The following is a 15,057-nucleotide window of genomic DNA, read 5'->3' on the forward strand; positions in this document are numbered from 1 at the left end:
TTCAATGCTTTGAGTTTCTAGTCTTTTTATATTCGCTACTTTTTAAAATAGGAATCTAAATTTAAAGTCGAGCACATTTCTTAAACAAATTGACCCCCAATCTATCGTTTTATAACAAAACTCGAGCATTTTAAGGAGTTTCTGAATTATTCTTTATTCATTAATACATAAAAAATAATAGATAAAACTTACATAATTAAGATAATAAAAACACTTAATGTAATTTTAGAGTTAATTTATTGGATTATTTGATATCAAAACAGAATAAAATAGTACAATCATTTTTTCAGCTATACGAATAACTTTGGTCGCATTATTAACAAACCCCAAAAAACTATGAAACCAAAATTATTATTATTTATGGCGTTCATTTTCATTCTTAAAGTAAGTGCGCAAGGGCTCCCTTGTAAAGCAAAAGAAGAAAATGACAAAATCTACAAACAGAATCCTAATGCATTGAAGGAAAAACAAAATTTTGATGCATTTAGTAAAAAATTCAGTGCAGAAAGGAAGTCTAAAACTTCCAAATTATTACAAACATCTTATGTGATTCCAGTAGTATTCCACATTTATGGAGATATTCAAAGCGGAAAAACAGTTACTTATGAGAAAATAGTAAATCATCTAGCTCAACTTAATGATGATTTTAATGGACGTAATGCTGATTATGCAACTGTAGATCCATTTTTTCAAGCCCGAAGAGGCACACTAAACATCGAATTTAAGCTTGCAAAAATAGATCCAAGCGGAGGTTGTACTTCTGGAGTTGTTTTTCATGCTGCCAAAAACGGTTATGGTAATGGTGGCGGATACGATGACCAAATTGCTGCCGACGCTTGGGACAACACAAAATATATGAACGTGTATATCCAAAATGATTTATATCAAGATGGAGCACTTAACAACTCTGGAGTAGCTTGGTATCCAGACTCTGGAATGACAGCTAACAATACGGCAAGAGTTGTTTTTAATGGAGCCTACCTATATGACAACTCATACAGCAAAGAGTTTTCGGCTACATTAACACATGAGTTTGGGCATTTCTTGAATCTAATACACACCTTTGAAGGTGGTTGTACAGGTACAGATGAAGTAGCCGATACTCCTCTTGAAGATGGTCTGCACACTTTAGCCTGCACTCAAGGGACAAATTGTAATGGCGATAGAGTAAACAATGAAAATTATATGGGCTACAATGGAGCGCAAGGATGCTACAAAATGTACACTCAAGGACAAATTGATCGGATGCTCGCAGCATTAGAACATCCCGCAAGAAAAACACTATGGCAAGAAAGCAACCTAGTAGCAACAGGAGTAAATAACAGTGGTAGCTTATTGACAGTAAATGCGAGTTCATTTAAAGAAGCTGTTCCAAATGATGGTTCTTTTGATACCTCTTCAGTAATTACGCTATCAGGAACAAAAACACTGGCTCTCAGTTCAGGAACAATGATTGCAGGAACACATTTTACTCATACTTTTCCAGCAGGAATTACACCAATACTTACTGTAAATTCAAACTCTCAAATAACTGTTACACTAACGGGAAAAGCTACAAATCATTTAGTTGCCAATAATACTAAAGGAGCAATTAATTTTTTACCAGCAGCATTTACAGGCGGCACAACAGGTTTATCATGTACAAGCTTATATTTCGATCTTAAATTTGTAAATCCTTATGGGATTTTCTTTGTTGATATGCCAGACGTAACTGTGTCATCAGCATTAATTTGGAAGTATTTTGAAATAGAAAAAGGGGACGATCCTGCTTTTGGAGGTTGGAGATTTGCAGCAAACGCATTGAAAATCGAAACTTATGCAAAAAAATTAGTTTGCGAAACGGGAACAAAAAACATCTCATTACTTGGATCAAATACACAAGTTGGCGCTACAAGTAACTTTACTGCTCCGGGAGCATACCCAAATCAGTTAGATTTACGCACAGCTAGTTATACCAATTGGGACGGAAAAACTGGCTATGTTGGTTTTACCTACCTTATTGATGGTTTAACTTGTTATGGATGGTTCAAAGTAACTGTTGCTGCTAATGGTGATGGATATACTATTTCTGAATATGCTTATAATACACAACCTGGAGGTTCGATTTATACAGGAATGACAGCAAAAACAGCAGTGGTATTATCAGCAAACACATTATACGAAGCGGATGCTAACGATGGCGGAATTACAACTGGTACAGAAATATCTCTATCAACTAATAATGGAACATTCACAAAAAGTACAGGAACATTTACTGCTGGTACAGATTATACAATCTCTGGAGTTCCAGCAGGTTTAACAGCAGTTTTGACATTAAAAAGCAACTCAAAAGTAGCTCTTACTTTTACAGGAAAAGCCAACGCCCATTTGCCAGCCAATGATGCTGCTATTGTAGTTACATTCAAAGATGCTGCAATAACTGGAGGAATAATAACCTTAGATAATGCTGCAAAAACCATAAACATAAAATTTGATGCTCCATACGGAATCGTTTATGTAGACAACCCTGATTTTGTAGTTTCTTCTACTTCTACTTGGGATTATATCAATTTAGGAATTGGTGATAACACAGAATATGGTGCATGGAGATATGCAGCCAATGCGCTAAAAATTGAAACTTATGGAAAAAGATTAGTTGGACAAACAGGCACACGAAATATTACAAAAATAGCTGCAGGAACTTCTATTGGTGCCTCAAGTGTATTTGTAACACCCGGAGCCTACCCTGACCAACTAGATTTACGCACTGCAGCATACACAACTTGGGATAATCAAACAGGATATGTAGGTTTTGAATATACTAGTAGAGGAAGAACTTGTTACGGTTGGTTCAAAGTAAAAGTAGCAGCCAACGGAGACGGTTATTCTATTACTGATTATGCCTACAACAGCAAACCTTTTGAAGCTATTATTGCAGGAGCAACAAACGGAACAACGGTTGCAGCACCTACTAATTTGGTAGCTACTGCCAATTCAACAACACTTCAAGCTGTTTTAACATGGACAGATAATGCAACAAACGAAACTGGATATAGCGTAGAAAGAGCTTCTACTGATGGAGTTTATAGTGTAATTGCAACACTTGGTGCAAATATAGCTACCTACACCAACACTGGATTAACTGCTGGAAGCACCTATACATACCAAGTAAGAGCAAATGCAAACACTACGTATTCAGATTATTCAAATGTTGCTACCGCTGTTATTGCGGGAACTGGTGCCTATTGTGCTGCCAATGGAGCAAATCAATACGAATACATTAAAGATATAGTAATTGGAAGTTTTACAAATACATCTGGTGCCGATACTTCAGGATACGGAAATTATGTTTCAAAAAACATTACATTAACTCCAAACACAAGCACATCAGTTAGTCTTACTCCTGGTTTTGCAAGTTCAAATTACACAGAATCTTGGGGTGTTTGGATCGATTATAACAAAAACAATACATTCGAAGCATCAGAGAAAGTTATCAATGGACTTTCGTCAAACGGAACTGTTACAGGGAATTTTACAGTACAAAATAATGCAACAGGATCAACTAGAATGCGTATTGTAATGAAATACAACTCAAACCCTACAGCTGTATGCGGAAGTATAGGTGATGGTGAAGTGGAAGATTACACAGTAACTTTTGGCCCTTCAAATCCTAATCCGGTAACTCTTGCAACTCCAACAAACATTGGTAACTCAGGAATTTACGCTGCAGGATTTTATGCTTCATGGACACAAGTAACAAATGCTACAAGCTATGAGGTACAATTATACAAAGCGGCAACAGGATGGGCAAATGTAGGTACATCAACAACTTACTATTTATGGATTCCAAAACAAGGAACAGAAACTGCTTATAGATTTAGAGTTAGAGCAGTTAATGCTGCTGGAACAAGTGACTGGAGTAGTTATCTTGACATAACACTTCCACTTGCAGGAGCTGATGCCAATGAGGCTTTAAATGAAAATAAATCATTTACTATGTTTCCAAACCCAGCTACCAACGTAGTAAACTTTACTTTTGAAAACATTAATAGTGCAAATGCTGTAATTACTATTTACAACAATAACGGAAATGTAATCGATACTGTTCGAAATACATCAAGTTATACTGTCAAAAATTTGCCAACAGGAATTTATCATGTTATCCTAACTGACGGCGCTTTTAAACAAAGCAAAAAATTATTGATAAATTAAATTTGCCAACATAACATAAATAGGTTTAAAATTGAAACCGTTGAGAGAAATTCTCTCAACGGTTTTTATATATAGAGTAATATAATTTTTAACCTTAATAGATTTAAAAATTAATTACTTAAATTATTTTATATAAATAAACACTTTAAATATAAAATGCCGAAAAACTCAGTTAATCCATACACGATTAGCTGAGTTTTATTATATAATAAATCAACAGATTAGCTTTAATCTAGATCAAAAATTTTACCTAAATGCTCTTCCATTACAAAATATGGATCGTCTGTATGGGTCACTGATCGCATGTGTATCAAACTCGTTTTACTCATCATTCTCAACATTTGACGACGTTCACATTTTACAATTTTACCATTCTCATTTCGCTGTCCAGCTACAAAAGCGCTTCTTCCATGAGCACATAAATGGTTGTTAACAAAAATTACATCACCCGAATTCGGAACGTATTCACTGTTAATAAGCGTTTTTGCTTCATTCCAAAAGTCAGTTAAATAGCTAAGAGCCTCAGGAGTCTGCCCTGCATTTTCATTAAATATTTGTTCCGCTGCATCAAAACGAATAAAAGGGAGCTGTCTATTACCGTATAATACAGAGCTTGTTGGACCAGCCGTCAAGTCTTCATCACTGTGATTGGCATCCTTTGGACATTGGTAAATAGGTTCAAATAATTTTTCCATTGCAGAGTTTACTTCACCATGAGAACGAATCGAATATAAAGTTGAAGGAACTCTTTCTTCATTTCTTAAATAAAGAAAACTTAAAAAATCGGCTTGATTAAGCAAAAAGGCATCTTCGGTATGTACATACAAATCCGTTTTTGATCCTGATCCGGTTTGAGTAGTAGACATTTTTTCATCTGGAATCACTGCATGCAATAATCCTCCACCCTTTCTTTGAGCATAATATTGCACTGGTTTAGATGGTACAGCTCCGTGAAGAAGCGAACATATAAATCCATATTTATTTAATTTGCTATGATCTGCTCCTTGCCAGTTTGGAGGTGTTGGACCTAGGTCGTCCTGATCGACTTCTAATAAGCCTTGAAATACAATTGCGCCATATTGATTGGCTGAAAAATCAGATCCAAACTGGCTTAAAATTCTTGTAATTCGTTCGGGTAATAATTGAAAAGCATGAAGGTGGAGAGCGCCAATATATTCGGGATTTTCGTAATGATCGAATGCTTTTACTAAAAGATTTCCAACATTAGATAAAATATTCCTCTCTTGTGGGGTAACCTCAATGATTAAAGGTCTTGTAGGAATTTCAAAGGGTAAATTTTTTACAGTTGGTTCCTCAACTGAGATGACTGATTGTGATTTCATTTGTTTTTAAACGTTTATGGGAGTTAATAGATAAATGTGTATTAAAATGCAATGCATTAATAACAAGTATCATACAGTAGTAGATTTGGGGCTTTATAATCTGTCTGTACAGGCATTCGTATAAAATTTTTCATTTTTTTTTAATTTTTATTAGTATTAATTTATACATTTGTTTTTACTTAGTCTAAATAAAAAGTACTTACAAATATATTTTTATTTAATCTAAATAACAATAGTTTTTTTGAAAAAAATTGAAAAAAAAATGAATTTTAAAAAGAACACCAATAAAATAGCGACGTCAGAATCTTCTGAAGACTCAAGTAAAATATCTGAAAACATTCGCAACAGAAGAAGCGTTTTTGCCGATCAATATATTAAGAAAGATATCGCCGAAGAATTGCTCAATGAGATACTAATAAATGCAACATGGGCACCCAATCATAAAATGACCGAACCATGGCGATTTATTGTTTTGAAAGGTAAATACCTCAAAGACTATGGAGAATATATGGCAAATTATTACAGGGATTTTTATGCAAAACAGCTTTCTCCACAAGAACTAGAGGAAAAACTAAACTACCTAAGAGAATATCCGTTAAACACAGCGTGTTTAATTGGGGTAATCCTAGTTCATAACCGTAAAATCAATCTGCCAGAGTGGGAAGAAGTTGCTGCAATAGCTTCGGCAGTACAAAATATGGCATTAACCTGTACGGCCAATAATATCGGAAATTATTGGAGTACAAAAAATGTAGCAATCGATTATATAGCACAATTTGGCTTGGCCGAAAACGAAAAATCACTAGGCATACTTTATCTCGGATACTATCCCGAAAATTTAGAACTATCAAACAAAAAAAGAACTCCCATATCTAAAAAAGTAATGCACTTAGAATAAATATTAATAACCCCAAATAATTATCTATTATGAACAGCACATTGACTACCAATGAGGCGTCTAACAAGACGGTGCTTATCCCCCAACAAGATTTCTATAAGGATATCTTTCACCAGCATACAAACGATGAGTATGCTCAAGCCATACAATTGGCACAGGAAAGAGTAACAAATTTCCTGAAAAACAACACCAAACCTTTTAGCGGAATCAGACCAGAAGATATCCGAAAAAAAGTAGAAAATGTCGATTTGGGAACTCCCCTATCCGATTACAAAAGTTTACTTGATGAAGTAGACGAACTTTATGTAGAACATGCTACAGCTTTTCATTTGCCAGAGTACATAGCGCATTTAAATTGTCCAGTAGTAATTCCAGCCTTAGCCGCAGAGGTTCTAATAAGTGCTATTAATTCCTCGCAAGACACTTATGATCAAAGTGCTGGAGGTACATTTATGGAACGAAAATTAATCGACTGGACTAGTGAACAAATTGGTTATTCATCAAATGCCGATGGTATTTTTACTGCAGGAGGTTCACAAAGTAATCTAATGGGCTTGCTTTTAGCAAGAGATTATTTCTCATTAGAATATAAAAAGTGGAACATCAAACATGATGGTTTGCCACCAGACGCAAGTAAGTTTCGTGTTTTTGTATCAGACAAAGCCCATTTCAGTAATCACAAAAACGCTTGGATTCTAGGTCTTGGAGAACAAGCTATTGTACATGTTGGTGTAGATAGCCGTTATAGAATGGATCCTACACAACTAGAAAAAGCAATAGCAAAAGAAATAGAAAACGGAAATATTCCTATCGCTATCACTGCTACAGCAGGAACAACCGATTTTGGTAATGTAGATCCATTAGATGCCATATCACAAATTGCTGGCCGTCATAATTTATGGCTTCACGTAGATGCTGCCTATGGTTGTGGGCTGTTGCTATCAGAAAAACACAGACACCTCCTATCAGGAATTGAACACGCGGATTCAGTTACAATTGATTACCACAAATCATTCTTTCAACCTATTAGCAGCAGTGCTTTTATTGTAAAAAACAAACTGCATCTAAACATTATCAAGCACCATGCTGATTATCTAAATCCGAAAGAGCAAAATTATGATGCGCTTCCGGCTCAAATCAATAAATCAATTATTCAAAGTACCCGTCGTTTTGACGCTCTTAAGCTTTGGTGTACGCTAAGATACATGGGCAAAGAAAAGCTAGGTCAATACACTGATGCTATTATTGAAACAACAAAAGAAACTGCAGGTCTTATAGAAACCGATTCTGATTTTGAACTTTTATGCCATTCTGATCTTGGAGTATTGGTTTTTAGATACATCAACGGTCCTACAGAAGCGCTTCCTTGCAACGTAAACCAGTACATCAAAGAAAAACTCTTTTTTAGTGGAGAAGTTTTATTGGCTAGTACCAAAGTAAATGGAGAATTCTACCTCAAATTCACCATTTTGAACCCCCTCACTACCCTAAATGATATTAAACATATTCTTAACCTAATTAAACAAACCGGAAATGGCTACCAAAGAGTTAACTAAATTTAAACAAACAGCAGAGCAAGTCAATTTTAAATCCCTATTAAATTGTTATTGCAGAGAATTCAGCAACTGGAGTCGTTACAAAGGAGTTCCAAAATATGATCCTGCACTGGCAGATTATATGCAAAAAATCAATCATGATTCATTTCTTAGATTTGATTTTACTGCCATAGGTGTTGAAGTTTTTGCTCCATTAGAATACTTTTCAGAAAGTGGAGTACACTCTTATTACTTCCCAGTTATAGTGCGTAATTGCAAAACAGATGAAATACAACAAATAGATCCGATACATTTCATCGAGCTTGCTACCGCATTCGCTAAAACAGATTATCCAGATGTTGACTCCGAAGCAACTAAAAAACGTTTGGAAAATAGTATCGCTAATCTAGCGCAATATCTGTCACATTTTGAAGCCAATAATCGTACAGCCAATAGTCCAGAGCAAACTTTTATCGAATCAGAACAATCCCTGATTTTAGGGCATACAGTGCATCCTTTACCAAAAAGTAGAGAAGGTTTTACAAGTGATGAACTTGAAAAATATTCTCCAGAAACAGCTGGACAATTCAGATTACATTTTTTCTTGATTCATCCAGACAATGTCTTAGAAAAAAGTTCTGAAGAGTATTTGATGACAGATTATCTAAGAAAAGAAATTTTAGTTTCAGCAAGTACTAATGCCAAAGATTTACTAAGTCTTTACCCAGATTGGAAAGTTGTGCCAACTCATCCCTGGGAGGCAGATTACTTGCTAAAACAACCCGAAGTAAAAGAAATGCTATCTAAGGGAATCTTGTTTAGTTTAGGGCAGTTTGGATCTCCTTACACTGCTACATCATCTGTTCGTACAGTGTATAATGCTGATAGCGAATGGATGTACAAATTCTCATTACATGTAAAAATCACCAATTCTTACCGTGTAAATTACCTTCATGAGTTAAATCGTGGTTATGACGCCAGCGAACTTATGAAAACTGATTGGGGAAAAGGTATTAAAAAAGACTATCCAGAAATAGAACTTATCAGCGATCCTGCCTACATAGCCGTTACTTATCAAGATAAGGTTATTGATGGTTTTAGCACCAGTATACGTCAAAATCCATTTCATGGAGCTGCTGCAAACAAAAACATTAGCATGATTGCTTCCTTAACTCAAGATAGTGTTTTAGGACAATCACCAAGAATGCTCAACTTAATTACAGAAGCAGCAAAACGCCAAAATAAAGAAGTAGCAGATGTTGCGCTGTTGTGGTTCAAACAATATTTAAATATTACCATCCGTCCATTAGTAGGAATCTTTAATAAATACGGATTTGGTTCAGAATACCATCAGCAAAATATGTTGGTAGAATTTGATGCCAATCTTTTTCCATCAAAACTTTATTTTAGAGACAATCAAGGCTGTTTCTTTCGTCAAGGAAAAGTAGAAGAACTTCAACAAATCATTCCAGATTTTGGTAAAGATAGCCGCTCTTTTATAGCCGAATCAAGAATTATAGATTTCTGGGGGTATTATCTTTTGGTAAACCATTTGCTTGGAATCGTAAATGCATTGGGCAAAAATAAATTGGCAGACGAGCAAGTATTGATTAGTATGATATACGAATCTCTAAAAGCCGAAGAAGAATCGGATACTACAGGCTTGATTGCACATTTCATCAACAGTGTAAAACTAGTTGTGAAATGCAACTTGCTTACTAGTCTTAATAATATGGATGAAGCAAGTGCACCAAGGACAAATCCTGCAATTTATAAAAGCTTTCCAAATCCATTAAACAAGTACTTCTATTCACAAGAACTAATTAATCCGCAAGGAACAGGAACAGTTTTTAGTCGTTATTTCGAAAAAGAAAACGTTACAATAACGCTACGAACTGTAGATGTCGATAAAGATTTAGAAATGTTACACGAATGGTTTCATCGTGAGCATGCACTAACTATTTGGAAAATGAATTGGCCAATTAGACAATTGGAAACCTATTACCGCACATTACTACCAACAGACGTAGTACATAGTTATATAGGTGAAGCCAATGGTATAGCTACTTTTAACATTGAGGTATATTGGGCAAATCGTGATATCGTTGGAAATTATTATGATGTTTTACCATCAGATTATGGAACCCATCAATTTATTGCTCCAACCGACCCAAAATTGAAATTCGGTTCCCCTGCCACCCAATCAATGATGGATTTTGTTCTTGGCGAAGCCAAAGTAGGCAAAATGGTTGGTGAAGGTTCTGTAGATTCATTAGCATCTATGATGAACAAGGCTCATGTTGGATTCAAAATTCAAAAAGTAATCGAAATGCCAGATAAAAAGGCAAATCTTAATTTTTGTTATAGAGAATGGTATTGGGCTAAATTCCCCGCTGCCAAAGATTTCCAGAATATTCTAGTTACAGCACCCCAAATCTAATCATAAAAACAACTACAATGAGTACAGAAAAAATATACTCGGTTATAGGTATTGGTATCGGTCCTTTTAACCTTGGCCTTGCAGCTCTTATGGAGCCTGTGGAAGAATTATCATCACTATTTTTTGATCAGTCAGAAAGTTTCGACTGGCACCCTGGTTTAATGTTAAGCAACGCTACACTTCAAGTTCCATTTTTAGGAGATTTGGTAACCATGGCTGATCCTACAAGCAAATACAGCTTCCTTAATTTTATCAAAGAAAGCGGACGATTGTATAAGTTTTATATTCGAGAAAGTTTCTTCATCTTCCGAAAAGAGTACAATGAGTATTGCAAATGGGTCGTTGCTAAACTACACAATTGTAAGTTCTCACATAAGGTCGTAGCTCTTGATTATGTCGATGGTCTTTATGAAGTTACAGTTACAAATACTAAAACTTCTATCACAACGACTTACTATGCAAAGAAACTGGTTCTTGGAACAGGTACATCACCACATGTTCCAGATTTTATAGATAAAGATGCATTGCCAAATGTGGTACACGCTTCAAAATATTTAGACTATAAATCAAAGATTAATAAAAGTACTTCAGTGAGCATTATTGGTTCAGGTCAAAGTGCAGCAGAAGTATTTCGTGACCTTTTGCCAGAAACAGAAAACGGATTACAACTAAAATGGTTTACCCGTTCTTCTCACTTCTTCCCTTTGGATAATAAATCAAAGCTAACACTCGAATTGACTTCACCAGAATATGTGGATCATTTTCATAGTTTATCAGATGTTAAGCGCAAACAATTATTAGCAAGACAACATGGACTTTATAAAGGTATTGATCAAGAACTTATCAACGAAATTTTTGATCGTTTGTATGAAATGAGTTTAGAGAATACACCATTGAATGTTGAATTGCGTTCGAATCTACGCCTTACTGATATTGCTGGTGCAGACAATGGTTCTTATGACATGAATTTCATGCATACAGAGCTAGAAAAACCCTATCAAGATCAAAGTGATTTTGTTATCCTTGCCACAGGTTATACTTATAAAGAACCTGCAATACTTGAAGGAATCCAAAACAGAATTGATCGCCTAGAAAACGGTTTGTTTAATGTACATCGCAATTATACTATCGATAAAAACGGGAAAGATATTTTTGTTCAAAATGCTGAATTACATACTCATGGACTTTCAACTCCCGATTTAGGAATGGGTGCTTATCGTAATTCTTGGATTATTAACCAATTAGCTAATCGTGAAGTGTACAAAGTTGAAAAACGTATTGCATTCCAGGAATTTGGTGTAGAAAAATCTGCTGAAAAATACCTGCAAGAAGTTGCCTTAAATACTGTGGACGAACGATTAGACAACGAAGTATTAATACAAACAAACTAAGATATAATGATAACCCCCAAAGACATATTCAAAGATACCCAGCATCTCGATGCGGGTATCTGGAATAAAGTAAATCGCAACCTACTTGCCAAAAGTATCGCAGAATTAATGCGTGAAGATGTGATAAAACCTGTAATTGTGAGTCAACAAAAAAAGGGTCACACCCTTTTTAGATTAGAGACTGATAATGAAAATATTTATTATACTTTCTCTGCTTATCTAAGGTTCTTGAATTACTGGCATATTGACAAAGAAAGTATTCACAAAAATGAAGATGGAAATGAATTAAGCACACTTGATGTTCCTAATTTCTTTATTGAACTTCAAAATACTATTGGCATAAATTCTTTTACATTAGCCCATTACGTAGAAGAGTTGTTGCATACATTATATGCAGATGCTTTTATCCAAAATAACAATCGTTTATCTGCTGCTGAACTTGCAGATTCAGATTTTCAAACTATCGAACATAGTTTGGACGGACATCCTTGGGTAATTGTAAACAAAGGTCGTATTGGTTTTGATACTGAGGATTATGTAAACTTCACACCTGAATCGGGTCATAATACGCATCTTTTATGGGTAGCAGCACATAAAGATCGTGCTACACTCCATTTAGGAGCCGACAAAAATCAGGATGCATTTTATGAAAGCGAATTAGGCAAAGAGAAAATAGCTTCTTTTAGAAAATTATTGACTCACGCAGAAGTTAATCCTGAGGATTATATCTTCATTCCAGTTCATTTGTGGCAATGGCAACAAAAATTAGTAATGCAATTTGCGCATGATATTACTGCAAAGTATATTATTCCGCTAGGGTTGTCTGATGATTTGTATAGCCCACAGCAAAGCATCCGCACATTTTTTAATTTGAGTCAGCCAAACAGACATTATGTAAAAACATCTATGTCAATCTTAAACACTAGCCACATTAGAGGATTGTGTCCAAAACAACTTTCTGTTGCTCCTCGCCTAACCGATTGGATTAAAAATGCAGTCAAAAGCGATCCTTATCTCCAAGAAATGGAAGTGGTGCTTTTAGGTGAAGTGGTTTCAGTAAGTTATGCACATTCTAGCTATAGCAAAATTAAAGATGCTCCCTATCAGTATAATGAATTCCTAGGGGCAATGTGGCGCGAAAACCCAGTCAATTCTTTAAAAGAAGGTGAAAACCTAATGACTATGGCTGCCTTATTACATGTTGATAATCAAGGTAAAAGTCTGGTTCAGGAGCTTATAGAAAAATCTGGACTTTCTACAGAAGAATGGTTGAAGACTTATTTTAGAGCTTATTTAAAGCCAGTGATGCAACTGTATTATCAGCATTCATTATGCATCGATCCACACGGACAAAATGTAATTCTTATTTTAAAGGACTACGTTCCAACCCGAATAGCCTTGCAGGACTTTGTGGGAGATATTCTAATTAATGAAGAAGCAAAGAAAAAACTACCACAAGAGTTTATTGATAAGCTTTTTAATGCATCGCCAAATCCCGAAAATGCACCTTTAGTTATTCTTATAGCCGTTTTTGATGCCTTTTTTAGATACTTAAGCGATGTAATGACAACTGCAGCCAACTATCCTGAGGTTTCTTTTTGGAATTGTGTGCATGATATCATTATAGAGTATCAAGAAGAGCATCCAGAGCTAAAAGAAATGCTTGATAAGTATGATTTATTCATTCCAGAATTTAAACGACTCATCTTTAATAGCCGTCGTTTATTTAATGGTTACGAAGAAACATCTGGATTTCCGCATATGAAAAAAAGCGGTTTTATACCTAACCCTTTGCATCAATTAGTAACAGAAGATTTGGCAACAATAAAAGAAAATTAATGAAAACCACTTTATATAAAACGCGTTCATTTTTTAGCCTTTTAAAACGTTCATTGTCTGGAAGTGAAAGCAATTTTACAAGCGGAAGCATCAACAAAACAATCATTTTGTTGTCTGTGCCAATGGTTGCCGAATTGCTAATGGAGTCTTTATTTGTGTGCTCAAACCTATTCTTTGTAAGTAGATTGGGTACCAGTGCAATTTCTATTGCTGGAGCGACAACTACTTTTATAACCTTTTGTTATTCAGTTTCGATAGGTTTAGGTATAGCAGCTTCGGCTTTGATTTCTAGAAGAATTGGTGAGAAGAAATTTAAAGCAGCAGGGCTTACGGCAATGCAGGTTATTTATATTACAACACCAATTGCCACATTAATAAGCGTAGTGTGTACAATATGGAGTGATGAAATCATGAGTGCTATGGGGCTTTCTCCTGCCATGGTTAAGGAAGGAGCTGCCTACGGAATAGTTATGTTTGCCTCTAGCGGATTTTTAATTCAGCGTATTGTCATTAACGGAATATTTCGTGGAGCCGGTGATGCCTCAACAGCAATGAGAATCCTTTGGTTGTCTAATGCATTGAACATCATATTGTGTCCAATATTCATTTATGGCTGGGGGCCTATTCCCGCTTACGGCTTGGTTGGTGTGGGAATAGCTACATTAATTGCCAGGGTTATTGGTGTTGCTTACCAAGCATGGTATTTAATAAAAGGCAAAACAGTACTCCGAATTGGAAAAGCACAATTGGTTCTTCAATTTGACATTTTAAAAAGAATCGTTAAACTCGCATTTAGCGGTACAGTTCAATTTATCATTCCAGCTTCTAGTTGGGTGTTTATGATAAAAATTATGTCACATTTTGGAGAAAATGCCTTGGCTGGTTACATATTAGCACAAAGAGTTACCTCTATAGCCACTATGCCAGCTTGGGGACTTGGTAATGCCGCAGGAATATTAACTGGGCAGAACCTTGGAGCCAAACAACCCGATCGTGCCGAAAAATCAGTTTGGAGAGCAGGAACTCTTAATATGGGATTCTTAGTTATCATTGGTATTTGCTGGATATTTCTTGCTGATCCAGTTGTGAAAATCTTCACAGATATTCCTGAAGTGGTTTCTCATAGTACGATGTATATCCATTTTATTTCGATGGCATATATACTGTTAGGTTATACAATGGTAATTTCCAGAGCACTAAACGCTGCTGGTGATGTAAAAGTTGTTACTTGGCTTTATATCCTTATGTTTTACGTGGTGCAAATTCCGCTAGCCTATGCTTTGGGAGTTGCTTTTGATTTAGGTACAAATGGTGTTTTTACAGCCATCCTTGTTTCGGAAATCGTACTGGCAGTAGCCTGTATCGTTATCTTCCGTAAGGGAAAATGGAAAACAACAAAAGTTTAATAAAAATTTAATTA

8 protein-coding genes are annotated in these 15,057 nt (G+C 35.4%); 7 read left to right on the top strand and 1 reads right to left on the bottom strand.

Features of this window, described 5'->3' with window-relative positions:
* Window positions 1-336 precede the first annotated feature (336 nt).
* The gene (locus LNQ49_RS01035) at window positions 337-4,191 is read left to right on the top strand and encodes a M43 family zinc metalloprotease (protein ID WP_229986941.1); all 3,855 of its coding nucleotides are present in this window, start codon (window positions 337-339) and stop codon (window positions 4,189-4,191) included.
* Window positions 4,192-4,418: 227 nt separating this feature from the next.
* Here the strand turns inward: LNQ49_RS01035 and LNQ49_RS01040 are convergent, their stop codons facing one another.
* Window positions 4,419-5,534: a Fe(II)-2OG oxygenase family protein gene (locus LNQ49_RS01040; protein WP_229986942.1), complete on the bottom strand. Its 1,116-nt coding sequence runs from the start codon at window positions 5,532-5,534 to the stop codon at window positions 4,419-4,421.
* Between the two features lie 262 nt (window positions 5,535-5,796).
* On the opposite strand from LNQ49_RS01040, the gene LNQ49_RS01045 reads away from it, so the two are divergent.
* Genes LNQ49_RS01045 through LNQ49_RS01070 form a run of 6 tightly spaced genes read left to right on the top strand, consistent with a single transcriptional unit; the run spans window position 5,797 to window position 15,043 of the window.
* A complete protein-coding gene (locus LNQ49_RS01045) occupies window positions 5,797-6,432 on the top strand; it encodes a nitroreductase family protein (RefSeq protein ID WP_229986943.1) in 636 nt (211 codons plus the stop codon).
* Between the two features lie 29 nt (window positions 6,433-6,461).
* A complete protein-coding gene (locus tag LNQ49_RS01050) occupies window positions 6,462-7,988 on the top strand; it encodes a pyridoxal phosphate-dependent decarboxylase family protein (RefSeq protein ID WP_229986944.1) in 1,527 nt (508 codons plus the stop codon).
* A complete protein-coding gene (locus tag LNQ49_RS01055) occupies window positions 7,966-10,407 on the top strand; it encodes a GNAT family N-acetyltransferase (RefSeq protein ID WP_229986945.1) in 2,442 nt (813 codons plus the stop codon). The genes LNQ49_RS01050 and LNQ49_RS01055 overlap by 23 nt, the downstream gene beginning before the upstream one ends.
* 17 nt (window positions 10,408-10,424) lie before the next feature.
* Window positions 10,425-11,798 (top strand): lysine N(6)-hydroxylase/L-ornithine N(5)-oxygenase family protein, encoded by a 1,374-nt coding sequence (locus LNQ49_RS01060; protein WP_229986946.1) that lies wholly within the window; start codon window positions 10,425-10,427, stop codon window positions 11,796-11,798.
* A gap of 6 nt (window positions 11,799-11,804) precedes the next feature.
* The gene (locus LNQ49_RS01065; protein WP_229986947.1) at window positions 11,805-13,637 is read left to right on the top strand and encodes an IucA/IucC family protein; all 1,833 of its coding nucleotides are present in this window, start codon (window positions 11,805-11,807) and stop codon (window positions 13,635-13,637) included.
* On the top strand, window positions 13,637-15,043 hold the full coding sequence (locus LNQ49_RS01070; RefSeq protein ID WP_229986948.1) for an MATE family efflux transporter: 1,407 nt from the start codon (window positions 13,637-13,639) through the stop codon (window positions 15,041-15,043). Before LNQ49_RS01065 ends, LNQ49_RS01070 begins: the two co-directional genes overlap by 1 nt.
* Window positions 15,044-15,057 lie beyond the last annotated feature (14 nt).

The organism is Flavobacterium pisciphilum, from assembly GCF_020905345.1.
Classification (GTDB): domain Bacteria; phylum Bacteroidota; class Bacteroidia; order Flavobacteriales; family Flavobacteriaceae; genus Flavobacterium; species Flavobacterium pisciphilum.